This window comes from Oryzicola mucosus (genome assembly GCF_014534685.1).
Classification (GTDB): Bacteria; Pseudomonadota; Alphaproteobacteria; order Rhizobiales; family Rhizobiaceae; genus Oryzicola; species Oryzicola mucosus.
The window spans coordinates 1-22,410 of sequence record NZ_JACVVX010000003.1; the positions used below are offsets into that span (position 1 = coordinate 1).

General features: G+C 62.3%; 21 protein-coding genes. 16 read left to right on the forward strand and 5 right to left on the reverse strand.

Annotation, left to right across the window (positions count from 1 at the left end; genetic code table 11):
• Positions 1-320 precede the first annotated feature (320 nt).
• The gene (locus ICI42_RS10305; protein WP_188164500.1) at positions 321-722 is read left to right on the forward strand and encodes a host attachment family protein; all 402 of its coding nucleotides are present in this window, start codon (positions 321-323) and stop codon (positions 720-722) included.
• Between the two features lie 165 nt (positions 723-887).
• Here ICI42_RS10305 and ICI42_RS10310 read toward each other — a convergent pair whose 3' ends face one another.
• Both ICI42_RS10310 and ICI42_RS10315 read right to left on the reverse strand, forming a co-directional pair.
• Positions 888-2,402 carry a malonate--CoA ligase gene (locus ICI42_RS10310; protein WP_188164501.1) on the reverse strand — a complete coding sequence of 505 codons (1,515 nt, stop codon included), beginning with the start codon at positions 2,400-2,402 and terminating at the stop codon, positions 888-890.
• Entirely contained in the window at positions 2,399-3,823 is a 1,425-nt protein-coding gene (locus ICI42_RS10315) for a malonyl-CoA decarboxylase (protein WP_188165034.1), read from the reverse strand. The genes ICI42_RS10310 and ICI42_RS10315 overlap by 4 nt, the downstream gene beginning before the upstream one ends.
• Positions 3,824-3,970: 147 nt before the next feature.
• On the opposite strand from ICI42_RS10315, the gene ICI42_RS10320 reads away from it, so the two are divergent.
• Positions 3,971-4,621, forward strand: a complete 651-nt coding sequence (locus ICI42_RS10320) for a GntR family transcriptional regulator (RefSeq protein WP_188164502.1) — start codon at positions 3,971-3,973, stop codon at positions 4,619-4,621.
• A gap of 42 nt (positions 4,622-4,663) precedes the next feature.
• On the opposite strand, the gene ICI42_RS10325 is transcribed toward ICI42_RS10320, so the two are convergent.
• Entirely contained in the window at positions 4,664-6,067 is a 1,404-nt protein-coding gene (locus tag ICI42_RS10325; protein WP_188164503.1) for an ROK family protein, read from the reverse strand.
• Between the two features lie 4 nt (positions 6,068-6,071).
• Positions 6,072-6,986: a tagatose-bisphosphate aldolase gene (locus ICI42_RS10330; protein WP_188164504.1), complete on the reverse strand. Its 915-nt coding sequence runs from the start codon at positions 6,984-6,986 to the stop codon at positions 6,072-6,074.
• Positions 6,987-7,145: 159 nt separating this feature from the next.
• Between ICI42_RS10330 and ICI42_RS10335 the strand changes: the two genes are divergently transcribed.
• The 4 genes from ICI42_RS10335 (at position 7,146) to ICI42_RS10350 (ending at position 11,319) form a co-directional block, all read left to right on the forward strand.
• Complete coding sequence (locus ICI42_RS10335) at positions 7,146-8,042, forward strand: sugar-binding transcriptional regulator (RefSeq protein ID WP_188164505.1); 897 nt, start codon at positions 7,146-7,148, stop codon at positions 8,040-8,042.
• Positions 8,043-8,422: 380 nt separating this feature from the next.
• On the forward strand, positions 8,423-9,418 hold the full coding sequence (locus ICI42_RS10340; RefSeq protein WP_188164506.1) for an ABC transporter substrate-binding protein: 996 nt from the start codon (positions 8,423-8,425) through the stop codon (positions 9,416-9,418).
• Between the two features lie 94 nt (positions 9,419-9,512).
• A complete protein-coding gene (locus tag ICI42_RS10345; RefSeq protein WP_188164507.1) occupies positions 9,513-10,577 on the forward strand; it encodes an ABC transporter permease subunit in 1,065 nt (354 codons plus the stop codon).
• A complete protein-coding gene (locus ICI42_RS10350) occupies positions 10,570-11,319 on the forward strand; it encodes an ATP-binding cassette domain-containing protein (protein ID WP_188164508.1) in 750 nt (249 codons plus the stop codon). The genes ICI42_RS10345 and ICI42_RS10350 overlap by 8 nt, the downstream gene beginning before the upstream one ends.
• A 17-nt stretch (positions 11,320-11,336) precedes the next feature.
• On the opposite strand, the gene ICI42_RS10355 is transcribed toward ICI42_RS10350, so the two are convergent.
• Positions 11,337-12,353 (reverse strand): LacI family DNA-binding transcriptional regulator, encoded by a 1,017-nt coding sequence (locus ICI42_RS10355; protein WP_188165035.1) that lies wholly within the window; start codon positions 12,351-12,353, stop codon positions 11,337-11,339.
• Positions 12,354-12,529: 176 nt separating this feature from the next.
• On the opposite strand from ICI42_RS10355, the gene ICI42_RS10360 reads away from it, so the two are divergent.
• From ICI42_RS10360 to ICI42_RS10405, 10 genes are all read left to right on the forward strand, one after another.
• Complete coding sequence (locus tag ICI42_RS10360; RefSeq protein ID WP_188164509.1) at positions 12,530-13,483, forward strand: sugar kinase; 954 nt, start codon at positions 12,530-12,532, stop codon at positions 13,481-13,483.
• The gene (locus ICI42_RS10365) at positions 13,480-14,730 is read left to right on the forward strand and encodes a class II D-tagatose-bisphosphate aldolase non-catalytic subunit (protein ID WP_188164510.1); all 1,251 of its coding nucleotides are present in this window, start codon (positions 13,480-13,482) and stop codon (positions 14,728-14,730) included. The genes ICI42_RS10360 and ICI42_RS10365 overlap by 4 nt, the downstream gene beginning before the upstream one ends.
• Positions 14,731-14,780: 50 nt before the next feature.
• Positions 14,781-15,857 (forward strand): Gfo/Idh/MocA family protein, encoded by a 1,077-nt coding sequence (locus ICI42_RS10370; RefSeq protein ID WP_188164511.1) that lies wholly within the window; start codon positions 14,781-14,783, stop codon positions 15,855-15,857.
• The gene (locus ICI42_RS10375) at positions 15,857-16,678 is read left to right on the forward strand and encodes a sugar phosphate isomerase/epimerase family protein (protein ID WP_188164512.1); all 822 of its coding nucleotides are present in this window, start codon (positions 15,857-15,859) and stop codon (positions 16,676-16,678) included. Before ICI42_RS10370 ends, ICI42_RS10375 begins: the two co-directional genes overlap by 1 nt.
• Entirely contained in the window at positions 16,675-17,499 is an 825-nt protein-coding gene (locus ICI42_RS10380) for an alpha/beta fold hydrolase (protein ID WP_188164513.1), read from the forward strand. Before ICI42_RS10375 ends, ICI42_RS10380 begins: the two co-directional genes overlap by 4 nt.
• Positions 17,492-18,181, forward strand: a complete 690-nt coding sequence (locus ICI42_RS10385) for a ribulose-phosphate 3-epimerase (protein ID WP_188164514.1) — start codon at positions 17,492-17,494, stop codon at positions 18,179-18,181. The genes ICI42_RS10380 and ICI42_RS10385 overlap by 8 nt, the downstream gene beginning before the upstream one ends.
• A 1-nt stretch (position 18,182) precedes the next feature.
• Positions 18,183-19,082 carry an ROK family protein gene (locus tag ICI42_RS10390; protein ID WP_188164515.1) on the forward strand — a complete coding sequence of 300 codons (900 nt, stop codon included), beginning with the start codon at positions 18,183-18,185 and terminating at the stop codon, positions 19,080-19,082.
• A 106-nt stretch (positions 19,083-19,188) separates the two neighbouring features.
• Complete coding sequence (locus ICI42_RS10395) at positions 19,189-19,917, forward strand: SDR family oxidoreductase (protein ID WP_188164516.1); 729 nt, start codon at positions 19,189-19,191, stop codon at positions 19,915-19,917.
• 3 nt (positions 19,918-19,920) lie between these two features.
• Positions 19,921-21,609, forward strand: a complete 1,689-nt coding sequence (locus ICI42_RS24115) for a GMC family oxidoreductase (protein ID WP_188164517.1) — start codon at positions 19,921-19,923, stop codon at positions 21,607-21,609.
• A 9-nt stretch (positions 21,610-21,618) separates the two neighbouring features.
• Entirely contained in the window at positions 21,619-22,392 is a 774-nt protein-coding gene (locus ICI42_RS10405) for an SDR family NAD(P)-dependent oxidoreductase (protein WP_188164518.1), read from the forward strand.
• The last annotated feature ends 18 nt before the right edge of the window (positions 22,393-22,410 follow it).

Below are 22,410 nucleotides of genomic sequence, written 5' to 3' on the forward strand. Positions count from 1 at the left end.
CGCGAACGTTCGACGCCCTATGCCATGCAATCGGCGATATCTGTGACCTCTTCGACCCAACACAATGCCGAAACTTTTTCAAGGCTGCCGGATATGAGGCCGATTAAGTGCGACACGCTTTAAAACGCCATTGTGAGCTGACGCGGCATGCCTGTTTCGATAGGCATGCCGCGTATTGATTCACGATGTACAAGCCGTGGGAGCCAAACTTGGTGGCTCGAGAAGGGCGTCACAGGTAATCAAGGTCGGAACTTGTTTCCTGCGCGGCAGTTGTCCCACTCCGCAGGGCTATCGGCCTCGCGACAATCTGGAGACCTCTCATGATGCTACCCAAGGGTACGACAATCGCCGTTGCCGACGGCGAAAAGCTCAATCTGTTCCGCAATACGGGCGACGAGGCAGGATTGAAGCTGATCGCAGTTCCATCCGACGCCGTCGACACAGATCCAGGCACAAGCACGGGCCGACAGGCGAGCGCTGCCAACCCCGATCACGGACAGGCCGAAGAAGACCAGTTTTCTGCCGGCATCGTTCGCGATCTCAATCAAAAGGCGCTCAGCGGAAAGATCGACAAACTGGTTATCGTCGCAGCACCCCGCGCGCTGGGCGAGATGCGTAAACATTATCACAAGGCGCTGTCTGCCGTTCTTCTCGGCGAGATTGCAAAGGACCTTACCGGCCACTCGATTTCGGATGTCGAGAAGGCGCTAGTGGCGGGTTAGCCCAGGTTGTTCGGCTGAATGGTTGCGATGACGAGCATGCCGATCAACATCGGTATGGATAAGATCTCAATGCAGATAATTCTCCGCCCTCCGAAGCCTCATGCGCAGTAGGTCCTCAATTCGTGAAATGGCTAGCCGCTTCCCTCCTGATTACACGCTTTTATCTCATGAAATCGCGTAAAGGTCGGCATATTGCTGCCGAAGTATGTTCTTCTGAACCTTGCCCATGGTGTTGCGCGGCAGGTCATCGGCGAAGATAATTCGCTTGGGCTGCTTGTAGCGCGCAAGACGGTCGTGAAGTGCGACAGCTATGGTTTTTTCGTCCACGGCGGCGTTTGGCTTGCGCACGACGACAGCCGTGACGCCCTCGCCAAAATCGGGATGAGGAATACCGATGACCGCACTTTCGACCACGCCTTCGAGCAGGTCTATCTCGGTTTCGACTTCCTTCGGATAGATGTTGTATCCACCTGAAATCACGAGGTCTTTGCTGCGACCCACGATGTGGAGATAGCCGTCACCATCGATCTTGCCGAGATCGCCGCTGATAAAGAACCCATCCGCGGTAAATTCCGCCGCCGTCTTCTCCGGCATGCGCCAGTAACCCTTGAAGACGTTCGGTCCTTTGATCTCGATCATGCCGGTTTCGTCCTGAGGGAGCACGGCTCCGCTGGCGGGATCGGTGACGCGTACCGTCACCCCCGGCAGCGGAAAGCCGACCGTTCCGGCAAATCGCTTTCCCGCATAAGGGTTGGATGTGTTCATGTTGGTCTCGGTCATGCCGTAGCGTTCGAGGATCGCATGACCGGTTCTTGCCTGGAACTCGGTATGCGTTTCCGCAAGCAGTGGAGCCGAACCGGAAATAAAGAGACGCATGTTGGCGGTCGTCTGCCTGTCGAGCCGCGTGCTCTGCAGCAGGCGAACGTAGAAGGTCGGCACGCCCATCAGCATCGTCGCCTTCGGCATCAGCGACAGAACGACCTCCGGGTCGAATTTCGACAAAAGGAACATTGACGCGCCGGCGAGCAAGGTGACGTTGGTGGCGACGAAGAGCCCGTGGGTGTGGAAAATCGGCAGAGCGTGAATCAACCGATCGTCGCCGGTGACGCGCCAATAGTCTTTCAGCGTCAACGCGTTCGAGAGCAGATTGCCGTGACTGAGCATCGCCCCTTTGGAGCGTCCCGTTGTTCCAGAGGTATAAAGGATTGCCGCTAGATCGTCTTCGGAGCGCTGAGCGTTGCTGAAGTCAGCCGGTTCGTCGCGTGCGAGATCGAGCAGCGAACCCGTACCGTCATCGTCGAGTGTCTCGACCATCGCACCATGAGGCTTTGCTACCGGCTCGACGCCGTCTCGCGCTGCCGGGGAAACCACTACGAGCTTGGGCTCGGCGTCGCCGATGAAATAGTCGAGTTCGGTCAGCGTATAGGCCGTGTTGAGCGGCAGATAAATGGCGCCGCTACGGACACAAGCGAGATAGAGGATCAGCGCCTCCGCACTTTTCTCGACCTGCACCGCAACCCGGTCGCCCGGGCGGACGCCAAGCGTTTCCAATGCACTCGCCATGCGCCCTGACAGGGCCAGCGCATCATCATACGTCCATGTGCGGCTTCCATTGACATGGAGGAATGGCGCGTCACCTGGCGCGGCGGCCCGTATCGCGTCGAAAAGATGGTTGCTCATTGTCTCCCTCCTCCCAATGCTGAGTTCTTTATCTGTGCGAAGGCTCTTGAACCCTGATTGCCGTTGCCGGCGCGGCGGCTTTCATCGGTTTCGTTGAGCAAGTTCTTGACGGAAGGAGAGGCGATTACCTCTCCGCGCTGCGCCATGGCCTCGTGGTTGGCGACGATATCGTCGAGCTTGTAGAGGTAATTGACCATCAAGCCGTGCGCCTGTTTCATCGCCTTGGGTGAGCGGTCACCCAGGAAGTTCAGTTTTTCCAATCGAGCGCCGTTTCCAAGATGGAAGCGAGCCACCGGGTCGACAGGCCGGTTTTCCGCCGTTCGTTCGGTCAGGAAATAGCGCGCCGCGAGTGGCATCAGCACACGCTCCACCTCGGTCCTGTTGCTCTCGCTTTTGACCCAGTTCGGGTCGTCAAGAAGCAATAGTGTTTCCTGCGCCGCGTCCGACAAAAGCGGGTTGACGGTCCCGGCGCGTGCTTGGGCAAGCCACCGGGCAAAACCTGGAACGGGCGAGAGGGTGACGAAATTTCTCAGACCCGTCAGGTCTTTGCGCAGGTCTTCGACCACCTGCTTGATCAGGAAGTTCCCGAACGAGATCCCGCGCAAGCCGTCCTGGCAGTTGGAAATCGAATAGAAGACGGCTGTGGTCGCCTCGTCGGCGGCGATTTGCTCTCTGCCCTCGTCGAGGACGTTCTTGATCGCTCCCGGCACGGATTGGGTAAGCGCTACCTCCACGAACACGAGCGGTTCGTCGGCCAATCGGGGATGGAAGAACGCGAAACAGCGACGGTCCGCCGGTGCCAGGCGACGGCGGAGTTCGTCCCAGCCCGCGATTTCATGCACGGCCTCGTACTGGATGATCTTCTCAAGGATATATGCCGGCGTCGTCCAATCTATCGGCCGGAGTGTGAGAAAGCCGCGGTTGAACCACGAACCGAAAAGATGGACGAAGTCGGCGTCGAGCGCTTCGTATTCGGCGGTCTTTGCTTTGGTGGCAAGCAGCCGTTGACGCATCTGGACAAGCTTGGCCGTCCCATTTGGCGCATAATTCAGCCTGCGCAGGAGTTCTTGTCGTCGTGGTTCAGCTGCCCGGTGAAGGGAAGTGACTGCGGCAGAACTCTTCTCCATCCTGTAGTGATCAATCGCAGCGTCGAGCTGCGTCTCGTCGGGTCCGAAATTCTCATAGAGCATGTGAAGGAATGACTGCGTATCGTCGCTGGAAAGCGCGCTCCAGCGCTCCAATATCTCGGCCGCGAGCGCCATGCCCGATGCCTCGCCGCGGCTTGACAGCAGCATTTCGCAAAGTGTCCGAAGGTCCACTTCGGTTGCGACCTGCGGGCTACGCGAGCCTGAAAAGAGTAGCTGGCGCCCGCGATCCGTTATGCTTTGCAGCATGTCGGTGAAGAAAGAGCTCTCAGCCACGCCATTCTCCTCCTTTCCAGTCCGATGGTTTGGTGAGGTCAGAAATGGCGGCTTCCCATCGGTATCATCAAAAATCCCACGATTTGTACGCGAGCACAATAATATTGTATACATAAGCTCGATTTTTGTAAGATGGAAGTGAGTTGTATGTCTGAGAATGCCGGTCGATGGCTCCGAGACGAGATAGAAAACGCCATTCTTTCTAACGAGCTCGGACCTGGTACCCGTCTTGATGAGACGGCGCTGGCCAATCGCTTCGGCGTGTCGCGCACGCCGGTTCGCGAGGCCTTGATGCAACTGGGCGCTATTGGACTGATAGAGATCCGTCCACGCCGTAGTGCGGTGGTGGTCGACCTGCCGCCGCGCCGGGTCTACGAGATGTTCGAGGTCATGGCGGAACTTGAGGGCATGGCCGGATCGCTAGCCGCTCGACGGCTGGACAGTGACTCTCGGGAAGCAATTGCGACGGCCCACGACCGTTGTGAACGATCGGCCGGCGCCGGTGACAGCGACGCCTACTACTATGACAACGAAGAGTTTCATAAAGCTATCTACGCGGCAAGCCGAAGCGACTACCTTGCCGAGCAGTGCGCCCAATTGCATCAACGCTTACGCCCTTATCGACGCTTGCAACTGCGCGTCCGCAACCGGTTGTCGACGTCCTTTTCGGAACATTGCGCCATTGTCGATGTCATCTTCGCCGGCGACGGGGAAGCGGCCCGCAAATTGCTGCAGGCGCATGTCGGCGTTCAGGGCGAGAGGTTCAGCGACCTCGTCGCAAGCATGGCGGCGCGATGATTTAATACGAACGCGACCGGTAGGGCGGTGGGGTTCGCACGACTATCCCGCAGCGCCCGAAACGAAGGCGTGAACGCGCGCCATGTCCAGCGGCCATTCCGTATCCACGTCCAAGACAGGCCCGATGCGCATGGGTTCGGCGCGGGTTGCGAGTTCCCGCAATTCGTCGGCATATTCGGCGCCGGGGTGGCCGGGGAGGCGGCGTTTGGCGCGCCTGCGGTAACGTGCGGCCACCGCATCCGGATCCGCGTGGCACCAGATTTCGATGACCTCTGCGATGCCGGATTCCGCAATCAAAACTTCGAGCATGTCTTTCGGCTGGAAGCCGAACCATGCGTCGACGATGAAAGTGCCGTTCGCCGGTGCCTCTTCGATCAGCGCAAAGATCGCCTTGTAGCTGGCGCGGCCGAGCACCCGGTTGAACGGGCGGTCGACGGTGCCGATTTCCGCGAGAAATGGATTCTTGACCGTGTCGAGCGCAAAAAGCGGCCAGCCGGTCTCGGCCGAAAGCCGTTTCGCGACCGTGCTCTTGCCGCTGGCGGGGACACCATTGACCATCACCAGCCGCTTGCCGGGACGCAAGGCGTCCAACGCGGCCAAACCGGCCCCGATCACGCCGGCGTCGTCGCCGAGCTCGGCGCCCGCCACGTCGCACCGATACCAGCCTGTCGATACGGGGATAAGCTTCAACGCTTCCGCGGCCTCACGGCCCAACCCGCCACCCAGAACGATGAGCTCTGGGTCGAAGGCTGCGACCAGGGAATCGAGTGCCTGTCGAAGCGGGCCCGCCCAGGCTTCCAGGACAGCGCGCGCCTGGACATCGCCTGCGACGCTTTTGTCGAGCAGGATGCGGGCGGTGGTGTCGTCGGGCCAGCCGGCCTCCTTGATGTGGCGCCGCAAGGCAGTGCCGGAGCTCATCGTTTCGACGCAGCCGCGCCGTCCGCACAGGCACTGCAAGCCGTTCGGATCGACCACGATATGGCCGAGTTGGCCGGCGCTCATGCGTCCGCGCAGCACAGCACCCTTGTCCAGAATCGCGCCGCCAATACCGGTGCCGATGGTCAGCATGACGACGTTTTTTACGCCGCGCGCCGCACCGCAGGCTACCTCGCCGAGCAGGGCCATGGTGGCATCGTTGTCTATGGTGACGGAGCGGGCGAAGCGGGTGGCGAGCGTGGAGGCGAGCGGAACCTTGGACAGGTCGACATACCCGCCCGACACCATTGTCTGCGCGGCGAAATCGACGCGGCCGGGAACGCCGATGCCTATGGCCGCGACATCGGGATGGTCGACCTCGGCGATGAGCGACATGAGCCGCTCCAGAACGTCCTGCGGATCGGACGAGCTGGAGGCGCGGGCACGGGCCAAAATGGCGCCGTCGCTCCCCACGCGCGCCGCGCGCAGGTTGGTGCCGCCGATATCCACGCTGACGGCCATGGGCTGCATGAAATCAGGCTGCCTGCTTACGCGACGAAAGGTGACGGGCAATCACCTCCTGGATTTCTCGCAGACGCGGAACAGCAATCGTCTCGAGCTTTTCGCGGGTGACCGCGCGGTCGAGCGAAATGCAGTCCTTCCACAGCGCGCGGCCGGCAATGACGCCCGATGCGCCATTGGCCATGGCCGTATCGACCTGGCCGAGAAACGTCTTGTGGTCAACGCCCGCCGACAAAACCGCCCAAGGCACCTCGCCCGACATGGCGGTGATCGCCGCGCAGGATTCCGGCGAGCCCGGATAGGGGATCTTGAGCAGTTTGGAGCCGTGGTCGAGGCAGAGGCGCGAGCCGCCCTGGATCAGTTCCGGCAATTTCGCGGCGTAGTCTTCCTTGCTTTCGCCTTCGAGCTGATAGGTCAGAAACTCGACCACCAGAAGCAGGTCTTCCTTGGCGAAATCGGCGATGACCTCGTCGAGAATTGCGAGGTTGGCAGTGTTCGCCGCCGGCGTGTCGGAGCGCAGGTAGATCATGATCTTGCCACCGGTGCCGCCGAGTTCGCGCACACGGCGTGCGGTGACGCCCTCAACCATCTTGGACAGCCGATAGCCCTCCGGCGAGGTGTCCCAGCCGGACGCGTCGAGGCCGATGAGAAGGGCCGTGCTGCGGTCGAGCACGCCGTCGTCGACGAGCTGCGGCACCGCGCAGATCGGGTCTACCAGTACGCAGGTGGCCTTGCTGGCCAGATATTTGGCAATGTCGGCCTTGGTCAGGCCAAGCACGTCGTTGCCGATCTTGGCCTGCTCGGCGGGATCGCTGGCGAGAAGCGTACGCATGCCGCCGCGCTGGTCGCAGGCGATGACCATCATCGCTCCGTTCTCGTCGCAAATCTGCTGGTAACCGCGCAATTCGGCTGTCGTCATCCGTGCCATGATGTTCGTTTCTCCCGATTGTGTTTTCTCCCGCGGGCAATTGCCAAGGCGGGGCCATTCCATGCTAACGTCGCGTCTTGCCGTTGACTGTAGCATATTGCAGAAAGGAATTTCAAGCTGCCGCTGCCGCCTTCTTCCGATCAAGGCGCGACCCGCGCCTTGTTGCATAGCGTCGCCAAGATGCACTACGAGGCCGAGATGAGCCAGGTCGACATCGCCAAGCGCATCGGCGTGTCGACGGCGACGATCTCGCGCCTGCTGCAACGGGCGAGGGCGGATGGCATTGTGCGGATCGAAATTCCCGATCTCGTCGCGCCGGATGCTTTGGGTGCAGAACTGGTTTCGCAGCTTGGGTTGAAACGCGCTGCGGTCGTCGAAGCGCCGGCCGCCAATGCGCTCGCAACGCTCGCCGCGCCGGTTGGGGAGTTCCTGTTGCAGGCCGGCCTTCATGCAGGATCGGTGCTGGCGATCGGCTGGGGCAGGGCGGTGCGCGCGGTGGTCGAGGCCGGACTGCCGTCGATACCCGGCATCCTGACGGTTCCGGCCACTGGCGGGATGCAGCAGCATGCGGCGCATTTCCAGGTCAACGAGTTCGTCCGCCGCGCCGCCGAGCAGATGGGCGGGACGCCGCATTTCGTGCACGCGCCCTATCTGCCGTCCGCCGCGACGCGCGATGCTTTCCTTTCCGATCCCACCATTGCCGACAGTGTGGCGCTGTGGGACCGGATCGACGCGGCGGTCGTCGGCGTTGGGCTGCCGCATGCCATGAACTCGCCAGAAGCGAGTGCTGCGACGCCAAGCGAGCAGGCGCTGGTCAGTGCGGTGGGCGATGTGATCCGCCACTATTTCGATGCCGAGGGAAAGCTGATCCATTGGGACGGTGAAAACCACATGATATGCGCATCGCCGGAGCAACTGCGGCGCGCGCCTCTCGTCATCGCCGTCGCAATCGGACCTGAAAAGGCAAAAGCGATTATCAACGCCGCGAGGGCAGGGTTCATCAGCGCTCTGGTGACCGACGCACGTACTGCGAAGGCAATCATCGAGGCTGTCTGAGCCATCCTGCATCGCCTGAGGACTGCCGCTTCCCGCGGCCAAATGTTTCTTCGCGTAAAATTTCATATTTCCGCGCATTAAACGATTGACAGCCTGCGTATCCTGCACGCTAATCAGCACAACGCCTCTGCGCTGTTGCGCGGTGGGAACCGCGATTGGAGGGCCGCGGGTCTGTGAGGAGAGCGTCACCCCGGACTTCAGCTGACGTCAGACACCAAGCAGCTCTGTTGTTATTTATTGCTTGCAATGCGTTGAAATGCGTTTCAGTAATAAATTGCACTTGACGTTATGCCTGCGATAAAACGATGATACGTCAACTGAGCGAACAAATTCGACGTTCAGCTGACGCGTAGTAGAAACGCTCATTCAGGGAGGAAACCATGGAGCGTCGTACTATTCTCAAGGCTGCCACTGCGACTGCGCTGGCCGCCGCTATCGGCTTCACCGGCATGACCGGAGCTTTTGCCCAAGACAAGAAATACACCGTCGCCCTCGTGCCGGGCCTCACCACAGACGCCTTCTACATCACGATGCGCAAGGGCGCGCAGGCCGCCGCCGATGCGCTTGGCGTAGAACTGGTGTTCCAGGGCGCGCCGGACTTCAACCCGGTGCTCCAGGTGCCGGTGCTCGACGCTGTCATCGCCCGCCAGCCATCGGCCATCCTGATTGCGCCGACAGACACCACCCAGCTGGTCGAGCCGCTGCGCAAGGCGCATGATGCCGGCATTCCGGTGATCACCGTCGATACGTTCATCGGCACCGGCAAGTACCAGACCGGCGACGGCAACGCGGACTTCCCGCTGTCCTACATCGCATCCGACAACGTGCTCGGCGGCCGCATGGCGGCGCGTGCACTTGCCAATGCCATTGGCGGCGAAGGCAAGGTCTACGTCTCCAACGTCAAGCCCGGCATCTCCACGACCGACCAGCGCGAAGAGGGCTTCAAGGCGGAAATGAAGGAAGCGTTCCCGAACGTCACCGTTCTGGAAACACAGTTCAACGACAATGATGCGAACAAGGCGGCCAGCCAGCTTCAGGCGGTTTTTGCCCGTAACTCCGACCTCAAGGGCGTGTTCGGCGCCAACCTGTTCTCCGCTCTCGGCGCCGGCAACGGCGTGCAGCAGGCCGGCCAGACCGGTAAGGTCAGGGTCGTCGCCTTCGACGCACCGACCTCGATCGTGGACAACATCAATGCCGGTCTCGTCGACGTGGCCATCGCCCAGCACCCCGCCGAAATCGGCTATTACGGCGTCGTGTCGGCCTATGCCCACCTGACCGGCCAGTCCATTCCGGTTTCAATCGGCACCGGCTTCACCGTGATCGACAAGGCCAATGTGGCTGATCCGGAAGTCGCCAAGTACATCTACTCGGACTAACCGACCAAGCGGCCTTTCGGTTCTGCCGAAAGGCCGCTTTGCCTTTTCCTTCTCCAAGCGCGGCGTCGATGATGCGCGCCTGCAAGGTAAAATCATGACGTCATCACAAGTCAACGCGCCGGCGGAAGGCGAGCATGTGAAGCCTCAGGCGGACCATGCCGATCGCGCCAAGACCGTCGTACAGCGCATCGCTGATCTGCGGGCATGGCTGTTCCTCGCCGTGCTGATCATCGGCTTCGAAAGCTGGTCCCGTCTGAGCTTCGGCGGAACCTTCATCTTCAACGGCTTCAACCTGCAGTCGATCGCGATCTTCGCAGTCGCGCCGTTGCTTCTTGCCACCGGCCAGACCTTCGTCATCATCTCTGGCGGCATCGACCTGTCGATGGGCTTCATCATGGGGCTCGCAGCGGTCGTCGCAGCGCATGCCATCAACACATTCACCCCTGGCCTGGGTCTGCCGCTGGCGGTTCTACTCGGCGCAATCGTTGCCGTCGCGGTCGCCTGCATTCCCGGGGTCATCAATGGCCTTCTTGTTTCACGGCTCAAGGTTCCACCCTTTATCGGTACGCTCGGCATGTTCGGCGTGGCGCGAGGCGTGGCCTTTCTGCTGGCCGGCGGCACGACAGTTCCGGTCAGCAATTCCTTCTTTGCCACCATCGGCAACGGCCGCATCTTCAACGTGCCCTATATTGTCATCATCACGGCGATCTTCGTGCTGGGCATGCACTATTTGCTGGGACAGACCCGCTTCGGCCAGCACAACTACGCCATCGGCGCCAATGTGAAGGCCGCGTCGCGCTGCGGCATCAACATCAAATCGCATCTGCTGCGCCTTTATATTCTCTCGGCAGCCTGCGCGGGCCTCGCCGGCGTGCTTTACGCTGCTCGTTTCAATGCGGGCGCGGCGCAAGCGGGCGAGCCGCTGCTGCTCGACTCGGTGGCTGCTGTCGTCATCGGCGGCGCCAGCCTGTTCGGTGGTTCGGGCACCATCATCGGAACGGTCGCGGGCGCGTTCGTTATCGCCGTGATCCAGTACGGCCTGGTTTTCGTCAACGTCGAGCCGTTCTGGCAGTTCATAAGCGTGGGCGTCGTCATCATCATCTCGGTGCTTATCGATCAGGCCCAGCGCCGGTTCAGCGGAGGTCGCCAGGATGAATAGCGGGACCCAGCCTCTTCTCGAGGTCAACAATCTGTCCAAGCATTTCGGCGCGGTGCGCGCACTGGACGATTTCTCGATGGTCATCCAGCCGGGCGAGGTGGTAGCCCTTGCCGGCGATAATGGAGCGGGCAAGACGACGCTGATCAAGACGATCTCCGGCGTGTTCCGCCCGTCATCGGGCGAGGTCAAGCTCAAGGGCGAGCCCGTCAGCTTCGCGACGCCGCAGGAGGCGCGCGACAAGGGCATCGAGACCATCTACCAGGATCTCGCGCTTGCCGACAATCTGTCGATCGGCGCCAACATCTTCCTGGGCCGCGAGCCAATGACCCGGAAACTCGGCTTCATTCCGGTTCTCGATCGAAAGAAGATGGCGGATGCGGCGCGCGACACCATGGCGCTGCTCGATTTCCACGTCTCGCGCATGGAAGCGCCGGTCAGCAACTTTTCCGGCGGGCAGCGCCAGGCCGTTGCCATCGGTCGGGCGGTCTACTGGAATGCGCAAATCCTGATCATGGACGAGCCGACGGCAGCCCTTGGCGTGCCCGAACAGCGCAAGGTGATCTCGCTGATCCATCAGCTCAAGAAGCAGGGCCGCGGCATCATCTTCATCTCGCACAATCTGCAGGATATCTTCGCCGTTTCAGATCGGATCATCGTCCTGCGCCGCGGCGTGATGGCCGGCGAACGCAAGATTTCCGAGACCACGCATGACGAGGTCGTCAAGCTCATGGTGGGCGGCTGAAACCTGATTTTCGCCGCTCAAGCGGACGAACGCAGCACCAGATCGGCGTTGACGAGTATGTGCTCGGCGCGCCGCTGGCCCTTGGCGCCCTCCGGAGCTTCAAGCCGGGAGAGCAGGAGTTTCATGGCGAGCCTTCCCATCTCGGTGACGTTCTGCTGGACGGTGGTAAGCGGCGGCCAGATATATTCGGACAGGGGTTGATTGTCGTGGCCGGCGACGCGCAAATCGCAATCGGGAGTAATGCCGACTTTCTTGCCCGCCTGCTGCAGGGCAGCGAGAAGGCCGAAGGCTACTCGGTCGTTGCCGCACAGGATGATCTTGGTGGGAAAGCCGCCCTCGCGCAGGAAGCGGCTGGCTTCATCGAATGCGAAGCGCTCGAAATCCCAGACGGTGGAACTCTGGATCGGCACCAGAATGGGCTCCAGCCCGCGCCGCAGCATCGTAGCGGTGTAGGCGTCGCGGCGCTCCTTGGCGTTGGAGTTCACCGCCGGCATGTCGAAATAGCAGGGCCGATCGCCGAACCGGGTGAGATAGTCGGTGATCAGCGCCATGGATTGGGCGTTGTTGGTACCGACAAAGGCTTCTTCCGCGTCGAACGGCGCGTCGATGAAGACGATGGGATTGCGCTTGGCGATCGCCTTGACCTTCTCGCGATGCGCGGTGTTGCCCCCCACAGGCACCATGATCACGCCGGCGGCGTTGAGCGAACTGAGCGTTTCCAACGCCTCGGCCTCCAATTCCGCGCGACCGTCGGACGAAAACACGAAAGGCAAATAGCCGGCCGACGTCGCCTCGACTTCGAGTTGCCGGCGCCAACCCATGTAGAACGGGTCCATAGAGTTCGGAAAGATCAGCCCGACGATCTTGGAACGGCGGCGATTGAGGTTGACGGCAAACAGGTTCGGCCTGAAACCGGTGTCCTTCAATCCGACCTCGATCTTTTCCCGCACACGCTGGCGCACCGAAGACGGATCCTGGAAGTATTTCGACACAGTCGGGCGCGACAAGCCGACGGCAGCCGCAAATTCCTCCATCGTGCGCACGCGTTTGCGCGTCATATCCTACCTTCCGTTCGGGCCTCCGGTACGCAATTGTCGCAGAGAGGCAATCGTCTCAATAGCTGTCATCGGCACAGGCCAATGTCAAATAATCTTTGCAGCGCGAAAAGAATAAAATTTACCTGCGATAATAAATATGGAGCGTCAAAAAAATGTCTGGTGTGATCGGCTCTCTCGGGGAACTTCTGGTAGAGTTCGTCTGCACCGAAAAGGACAGCCGCCACAAGCGCGCATCGACTTACAAAGGGCCTTATCCCAGCGGCGCGCCGGCTATCTTCATTGATCAGGCCGCGCGCATGGGGGCAAGCACGATTTTCGTCGGCGCCGTCGGAGACGATGCGTTCGGCACTGTTTTGCGCGACCGGCTCGTATCCGTTGGCGTGTCACAGGGCATGATCCGGACGGTGCCAGGAATTCCCACTGGTTCGGCCTTTGTTGCCTACAACAGCGATGGCAGCCGCGACTTCGTCTTCAACATGGCGCATTCCGCGGCCGCCCGTTTTGCCCCTGCGCCTGAGGCTATCGAAGGGTTGCTTAAGGCCGGGGTGAGCGTGTTCCACATTTCGGGCTCCAGTCTCGGCAATCCGGCGATGGCGGCGGCAGCGCTCGAAGTCTGCGTAGCGTTGCATGCCAAAGACGTTGCGATTTCCTTCGATCCCAACATCCGCGTCGAACTGATGGAGGATTCGACCTATATCGACACCGTCCGCCGCATCCTGGCGATGGCGAGCTACGCGCTGCCGAGCATCGAGGATACCGATCTGCTCTTCCCGGGCGAGCGCTTCGAGGACTATGCCCCACGCCTTCAAGCCGCCGGCGCCCGCTATGTGGTGCTGAAAAAGGGTGCAAAAGGCTGCCAGGGCATCGGCCCAGCCGGCGCTATGGAAATGCTCGATGCGCATGCGGTCGAGGTCGTCGACCCCACCGGCGCGGGCGACTGCTTCTGCGCGACTTTCGTGGCATTGATCACCTCGGGCCGCTTCGGTTTCCGCGAAGCTCTGGAGCGCGCCAATGCGGCTGGCGCGCTGGCGGTCGGCAAGGTCGGACCGATGGAAGGCAACAGCAGCCTCGACGAAGTCGAAGCCTTTTTGGAGACGCTGGTATGACAGAGCTGTTGCGCGAGATCGTTGCCGACAACCGCGCCGGCAAGCGGCGCGGGATTCCCTCCTATTGCACAGCACATCCCGAGACGCTGTCGGCGATTTTTGCAAGCTACCGCAATGACACCGACCCGATCCTGGTCGAGGCGACCTGCAATCAGGTCAACCAGTTCGGCGGATATACCGGCATGGATCCGAAAGCGTTTCGCGCTTTCGTCGAGGGGCTGGCGCAGCGCGAAGGCGTCGACCCCGCGCGGCTGATACTGGGCGGCGATCATCTCGGTCCCAATCCGTGGAAAGGCGAGCCTGCCGATGTCGCGATGGACAAGGCGCGCGCGATGGTGGCAGCCTATGTCGAGGCTGGTTTCACTAAGATTCATCTCGATGCATCGATGGCCTGTGCCGATGACGGCGTTTTGGGCGAAGACGCCATGGCGGAGCGCGCCGCCGCGCTTTGCGCCATTTCCGAGGCGGCCGGGGGCGAGGATCTCTGCTACGTCATCGGCACCGAGGTGCCCATTCCCGGCGGCGAAACGGAGGTGCTGGACACGCTCGCCGTCACCCGACCAGAAGCAGTGAAACGCACCTACGATCTGCACCGAGAGGCCTTTGCCGCGCACAATCTCGATGCTGCTTTCGGCCGCGTGATCGCGATGGTGGTGCAGCCGGGCGTGGATTTCGGCAACGATCAGGTTTTTGCCTTCGATCCGGAGCCGACCCGCGCGCTGAGCGCGACCGCGCTGGATTTCGATGACCTGGCCTTCGAGGCGCACTCCACCGATTATCAGTCCCTTGGTGGCTTGGCCGGGCTGGTGGCCGCACATTTCCCGATCCTCAAGGTCGGGCCTGAACTGACCTTCGCGTTTCGCCAAGCAGTGGTGGCCCTGGCGCATATCGAGGCCGAACTGCGGCCGGCCAAGCCGTCGCGGCTCGTCGAGACGATCCGCGCTGAGATGCAGGCTAATCCGCGCGATTGGCGTGCCTATATCGCAGCCGGGCCCCGAGAGGAGGCGATGATGCTGTATGGGCTGTCCGACCGCGTCCGCTATTACTGGCCGCGCGCGGCGCTTCAAGCGGCATTGAAAAGCCTCTACGCCAACATCGCTGAAGGCAGGCCGGAACCCGGCATCATCGCACAGTTCACCGGCGGTCTGGCGACCGGCGAGGGAGCGCCCGACACTTTACCCCGCCGTATCGTTGACGCCATGGTCGGGGCGGTGGTCGGCAAATATCGAGCCGCGGTCAGGTCTTGAGGTCGAGAACGAAACCACGTTTGCAAACTTAACAGATTAATTGGTGTGTTATGCCGAAGAAACAGGCTCATTTGTTGCGTGTAGGGGTACTGGGCTGCGGTCCCATTGCCCAGGCGGCGCATTTTGAAAGTTGCACCAAGGCGCGCAATGCCGAGCTCTATGCCATTTGCGATGTCGCCGACGATCTTCGCGAACGCATGGCGGCGACGCATGCGCCGCGCACCACCTACGCCGACTACGACGCCATGCTCGCAGACCCCGACCTGGACGCGGTTATCGTCGCCACCTCCGACGCCTTCCATGTACCTGCTGCGATCCGCGCGTTGGAAGCCGGCAAGCATGTGCTGTGCGAGAAGCCGCTGGGCACATCGGTCGAGGCGGTGGAGAGCCTGCGGCAGGCGGTGCGCAGGAGCGGCAAGGTGTTGCAAGTCGGCCATATGAAGCGCTTCGACGCCGGCCTGGAAGCCGCGCGCGATTTCATTCGCGACGGCATGGGCGACATGGTCGCGCTGAAGGCATGGTATTGCGATTCCACCCACCGTTATGCCGCCACGGACGCTGTGCAGCCTCTCATCGTCACGAGCAAGCAGGCGCGCAAGCCGTCGGGCGACCCCAAGGCCGATCTCGATCGCTATTATATGCTCGCCCATGGCAGCCATCTCGTGGATACGGCGCGCTTCTTCGCCGGCGACATCGTGGAAGTGGAAACGCGCTACAGCCATCGCGGCGGCATGCGCTGCTGGTTTGTCGACGTTGCCTTCGCCAACGGTGTCCTCGGACATCTCGACCTGACGGTCGCCGTCCGCATGGACTGGCACGAGGGTTTCCAGATTTATGGTGAGAACGGGTCGGTTCTCGGCAAGACCTATAACCCCTGGTACTACCGGTCCAGCGAGGTCGACATCTTCCACGAAGCCGAAGGCGGCTCACGCCGCGTGCTGGGCGCCGATGGGCATTTCTACCGCCGCCAGTTGGAAGGCTTCGCCGAGGTCATTCTGGACGGTGGGCCGATGCTGGGCGCCGACATTGAGGACGGCATCGCCTCGGTGCGGGCCATGGTAGCCATCGCCCAATCCGCCAAGACCGGGAAGCCTGTGCGGCTCGACGCGGTTTCGGGAGAGGTCTGATGCGGCTTGGCATTTTCGCAAAGACCTTTCCGGGCACCAACCCGAATGACGTTCTGGCGCAGGTGCGCGCAGCGGGTTTCGCCACCGCGCAATACAACATGGCATGTTCGGGCCTGCCGGCCATGCCAGACGTTATTTCGGCGGAGAAGGCTCAGGCTGTGGCCAGCGCAGCGCAGGCGGCAGGTATCGGTCTTTGTGCTGTCTCCGGCACCTACAACATGGCGCATCCCGATCCGTCCGTCCGGGCGGACGGCTTGCGCCGTCTCGAGGTCATCGCGGCGGCCGCAGGCGCCATGGGCACGACGCTGATTACGCTGTGCACCGGCACCCGCGACCCCGACGATCAATGGCGACACCACCCGGACAATGCGACAGCCGAAGCCTGGGCCGACATGCGGGCGGAGATGGAAAAGGCGGTGCGCATCGCGGAGCGGCATAGCGTTCGGCTCGGAATTGAGCCGGAGCTGGCGAATGTGGTGGATTCGGCCGCCAAGGCACGCCGGCTGATCGACGAACTGCGGAGCCCGGCCCTTGCCGTAGTGCTCGACCCCGCCAACCTTTTTGAGGTGACAACCCTGGAAGACCAACGCCGCGTGGTGTCGTACGCCGTCGACTTGCTGGCCGACCGTATCGTCATGGGCCATGCAAAGGATCGTGCTGCGAATGGCGATTTCGTTACGGCGGGAACCGGCGTGCTGGACTATGCGCATTATCTGGAATGCCTGCGCCGCGTGGGCTTCGACGGCGATCTGGTCACGCATGGGCTGTCAGCGGACGAGGCGCCCGACGTGGCGCGCTTCCTTTCGGAACTCTTGGCATGAAACCCGAACGGCTCCGTCGCCTCGAATTCCGGCGCGATGGCGGCGTTCTCGCTGCCTATGACAGCGGCGGCGACGGTATGCCTGTCGTCTTCCAGCACGGGCTTTGCGGAGACATCCGCCAAGTGGCGGAAGCGGTGCCCGATCTGCCCGCTCTGCGGCTGATAAGCCTGGAATGCCGGGGCCATGGTGCATCCGAGGCCGTGGCGCCCTATAGCATCGCGACCTTCACTGACGATATCGCAGCGCTGATCCAAGCGCTCGGTGTAGCACCTGCTATCGTCGGCGGCATCTCAATGGGAGCGGCAATTGCCACGCGTCTCGCCGTCACGCGCCCAGATCTGGTGCACGGTCTTGTGCTGGTCCGCCCGGCCTGGGTGGTCGGAAACGCTCCTCATAACATGGCGCCCAATGCGGAGGTCGGTGCGCTGCTGCGACGTCTGCCGGTGGGCGAGGCGATTGCAGCATTCCGGACGAGCCCCACTTACGCCCAATTGGTCGAAACGGCGCCTGACAATCTCGCCTCGCTAGACGGTTTTTTCGCGCGCAAGCCGATTGCCGTGACGGCGGAGCTTTTGACCGCGATATCGGCCGACGGTCCCGGTATATCCGAGGTCGATCTGGGCGCACTCGACACGCCGGCGCTGGTGCTCGGCAGTTGGTTCGACGCCATTCATCCGATGGCGCATGCCGAGCGGCTTTCCAGGCTCATCCCTGGAGCACGCTTCAACGAGATCACGCCGAAAGGCGTCGACAAGTCAGCTTATATCTCCGAAATCCACACAGCTTTCAGCGCTTTTCTGAAGGAATTGCACCATGCCTAGCCCCACCTGGCTTGCCGACCTGCCACGCCATCGTCTGCTTGCTGAATACTCGCTCTGGTCCGCCGATCTGATCCGGCTCGCCGACGATCTCGACCGCATCGCGGCCCATGCCGATATCCTGCATATCGACGTCGCCGACGGTCATTTTGCGCCGGCATTGCTGTTCTTCCCCGATCTGGTCGCCAAGGTGCGCGCGCATTCCGCCCTGCCGATCCATGTGCATCTGATGGCCGACGACAAGGTCGTTCTGTCTCAGGTCGACCAGTTCGCCGAAGCCGGCGCCGACCTGATCTCGATCCATGTCGAGAACCGCGGCGTGGCGGATGAGGGGCTTGCCCGCATCCGCGAACACGGCGTGTTGTCGGGCATGGTGTTGCGCGTCGAGACGCCGGTGGCCGAGGCAAAACCCTATCTAGGCCGCGTCGATGCGCTGACGCTGCTCGGCACCGCCATTGGCGTCAAGGGACAGGGGCTTGACCCGACGGCGACCGACCGCCTCGGCGAGGCTAAGGATCTCATCGCCGCGTCTGGACGCCGTATCCTGCTGGCTGCCGATGGCGGCATTCGCGACAACACGGTTCCGCTGCTCTACAAGGCCGGCGCGGAGACTGTGGTGATGGGCTCGCTGGCGTTCGGCGCGCCGGATCTGGCCGAACGCATGGCCTGGCTGCACGCGCTCTGACATGGCCGCGCCGCTCGCCATAGGCATCGATATCGGCGGCACGCGGGTGCGGGCGGCACTGGTCGACCGTAGCGGCGCCCTGCATGCCCGCCACGAGACATTGACGGCGGCGCAGGCGGGACCGCAAGCGGTCGTCACGCAAATCGCCGACCTTGTGGCCATTGTTACAAGCGGCGTTTCTCAGGAGCAGTTGGTCGGTGCCGGCGTCTGCTGCCCGGGCCCGCTCGATACCACACGTGGCTACGCGCTGGGCGTGCCGACGCTTGCCGAGTTCATCGACATCCCCATTGCCGAGATGATCGCCGAGGCGCTCGGCATGCCGCTCAGGCTGGAGAATGACGGAGTTGCCGCCGCCCATGGCGAGTGGCGCTTCGGAGCGGGACGCGGCCACGATAATCTCGTCTATGTCACCGTCAGCACGGGCGTCGGGGGCGGCGTCGTAACCGACGGTCGCTTGTTGCACGGTCGCAAGGGCATGGCGGGCCATGTCGGGCATATGGTGATCGCGCCTGACGGGGAGCGCTGCTCTTGCGGCGCGCGCGGCTGCTGGGAGGCCTATGCTTCGGGCACTGCTTTTGCTAGGCGGATCGCTGCCCGAAGCGGATATGCCGGTCCCGCGGCGGTTTTTGCCGCAGCCGGGGCGGGGGAGGCCGTCGCTCTCGATCTCGTCGCCCAGCAAGCCGATTATCTCGGTATCGGTATTTCCAGCCTGCTGCATCTCTACAGCCCCGACGTCGTCGTGCTGGGGGGCGGGGTTGCAAATGGCCTCGGCCTGATGGTGACTGCGATCCGCACACGCATCGAAGCCAATGCCATGCCAGCCTTCCGCGATGTACCCGTCGTGCCGGCAGGTCTAGGCGAAAATGCCGGTCTCGTGGGCGCAGCCGCGCTCATGTTCTAACCAAGTCAAAAGTTTACGCGAGATAATTTTTTTGTTGACGAGCCGAAGAGAAAATCCTTAGGCTGATAGTAGCGGGACATTCAGATCCTGCAGCGGAGGAGGACAGGTGGGGCAGGATTTGTCAGGAAAGGTCGCTGTTGTGACCGGCGCGAGCTCGGGCATCGGCCGCGCGGTGTCGCTGGCGCTTGCCGAGCGAGGCGTCAAGCTGGCCCTTGTCGGGCGCTCCGCTGAGAGGCTCGAGGCCGTTGCGCAGCACGCCGGCGGCGAGGTGCTGGTGCTTCCCGCCGACCTCGCCGACCCCAGTTCAGTGGCTGAAATCGTGGACGCCGTGACGCAGCGTTTTGGCCGTATCGATATCCTTGTTCCCAATGCCGGGCTCTACATTCCCGGCGACGTGGCGGAAGGGGACCCGGACGCATGGGACGAACTGATTTCCGTCAACGTCAGTTCCGTCTTCCGGCTGGTCCGGGCGGTGCTTCCCGGCATGATTGAGCGCCAGTCCGGCCATGTGCTGATCACATCGTCCGTGGCGGGGCATCAGGCGATCCAATGGGAACCGGTTTATTCGGCGTCCAAACATGCGATCCAGGCCTTCGTCCACGGTCTGCGCCGGCAGGTGATGAAACACAACATCCGCGTCGGCGCCATTGCGCCGGGCGTGGTGCTCAACGAACTCTGGGGCTATTCCGATCCTGCCGCCATCGCCGAGAAGGTCGAGGCGCGCGAGGGACTTCGCTCCGAGGATGTTGCCGACGCCATCCTGTTCATGCTGACGCGGCCTGCCAACGTCACCATCCGCGACCTCGTCATCCTGCCGCAGACCCAGGACATCTGAATCGTGGCCGCCTACGATTACATCATCGTCGGCGCAGGGCCGGCCGGATGCGTGCTCGCCAACCGACTGAGTGCGGACCCCGCCATCCGCGTCTGTCTGGTCGAGGCGGGACGTGACCGGAATGCGAAGAAAGCGCTGGTTCGCATTCCGCTCGCCATGGTCACCTTCATGGCGCCGGCGTTGGCCTTCCTCGGGGGGCCGAAATTCATGTCGTGGTTCGAGTCCGAGCCGGAGCCGGGCCTGCAGGGCCGCTCCATCGCCTTGCCGCGCGGCAAGGGCACCGGCGGCTCGACCAATGTCAACGGCCAGATCTTCATTCGCGGTCAACGCGAGGATTTCGACCACTGGCGCGACCTCGGCAATCCCGGTTGGGGCTATGACGATCTCCTGCCCTATTTCCGCAGGCTGGAGCGGTTTGAAATCCTGGCTGAAAAGGGGTCCTCAGCGTATATACGCTTTGGCAATGCACCTCTCGAACAGCAGATCGACCCTGCCTATCACGGCACCGAAGGTCCGCTGAACATTGCGCCGCTGCGCAGCGTCAATCCTATGGCGGAGGTTTTTCTCCAAGCTGCTCAGCAGGCGGGCTATCCGCTCAATCCAGACTTCAACGGCGCGCGGCAAAACGGTGTTGGGCTTTACACCTTCACGCAAAAAGGTGGCGAGCGTGTCACTGCTGAGGGCGCCTATCTCGACCCGATCCGGAACAGGCCCAACCTGACCATCCTGCCGGAAACCCAGGTCGAGCGTGTGCTGTTCGACGGCAAGCGGGCAACGGGCATTGCTTATCGGCGCGACGGTGAGGCCGGAACGCTCGAAGGACACGAGATCATCCTGTCGGCGGGCGCGTTTGCCTCGCCGCACCTGCTGATGCTGTCGGGTATAGGAAACAGCCGTGACCTGGCGCGCCATGGCATCGCGGTGGTGGCCGATCTGCCCGGTGTCGGCGAAAACCTGCAGGATCACCTCGATGTTACCATCGAATACCGCGCCAGATCGACGGCGCCCTATGGCATCTCCTGGCGGGCTTTGCCGCGCAATGTGGGCCATGTGCTGAACTGGATTTTCCGCAAGCGTGGGTTGTTCGCCTCGACCACCGGCGAAGGCGGCGGCTTCGTGTCCACCGACCCAGCTTCAGACCGTCCGGACATCCAACTGTTCTTCTGCACCGGCCGCGCCAACACCCAGGCCGCGTCCGGCTTCACTGGCCACGGTTTTCTGATGCATGCCTGCGAACTCAGGCCCGGCAGCATCGGCCGGGTCACGCTCAAAAGCGCCAACCCAGAGGAAAAACCGTCGATCATTTACAACTTTTTCCGTGGCGACAGCACTATGGCACCGCTGCGCGAGGGTATCCGCATCGCCCGCCGGATCGTGGCGCAGGCACCGTTCGCGCCGCATCTTGACGTCGAGGTCGATCCCGGACCGGATGTCGACAGCGACGGTGCGCTCGATGCCTTCATCCGCGAGAGGGTCGGAACGCTGTTTCATCCGGTTGGCACATGCGCCATGGGGCAGGGCGAGCGCGCTGTGGTCGACCCGACAAATATGCGCGTCCATGGTGTCGAGGGCTTGCGCGTCGTCGACGCTTCGATCATGCCCAGCATCGTCTCGGCCAATACGGTGGCGGCGACGTATTGCCTTGCCGAAAAAGCCGCAGACCTGATCCGCCAGTCCGACGGTCGGTCATAGGAGAAGAGAATGTCCGATTTCACAGCCAAGGTGGCGCTGGTCACGGGCACGACGGGGATCGCACGCTCGGCCGCCTTGCGTCTCGCGAAAGGCGGGGCACAGGTAATGGCGCTGGGCATCGACCTGAAGGGCAACGCAGCACTTGCTGACGCCGCCCCGTCCATCGTTGTGCGCGAAGCCGATGTCACCTTGCCGGAAACAGTCGCCGCCGCGGTGGCCTATCTGAACGACCACTTCGGCGGGCTCGATATCATCGTCAATTCGGCGGCGGTGCATCCCTATGGCGACGCTGTGACCACAGATCCCGCGACATTCGCCCATTGTCTCGCCGTCAATGTCGGCTCGATCTATCTCACTGCCCATTATGGCGTGCCGCTGATGCGCAAGCGCGGCGGGGGCGCCATCGTCAACCTGTCCAGCGTTCAGGGCCATGCCTGCCAGGCCGGCGTAGCCGCCTATGTCGCTTCCAAGGGCGCAATCCATGCGCTGACGCGGGCCATGGCGCTGGACTTCGCCGGCGACCGCATCCGTGTCAATTCGGTCAGTCCCGGCTCCGTCCGCACGCCGATCCTCGAGCTTGCCGCCCGCACGTTCGACGGGCCGGATGCCGATGTCGACGCCGTATTCGAACGCTTCGGCGCGGCCCATCCCATAGGCCGCATCGGCGAGCCCGAAGAGGTAGCGGAACTGATCGCGTTCCTCGCCTCCGACAAGGCCGGCTTCATTACCGGTTCCGACTATCGCATCGATGGTGGGCTGACCGCCGGCCTCGGCGTACGCTGATCTGAGAAAGGAAACACC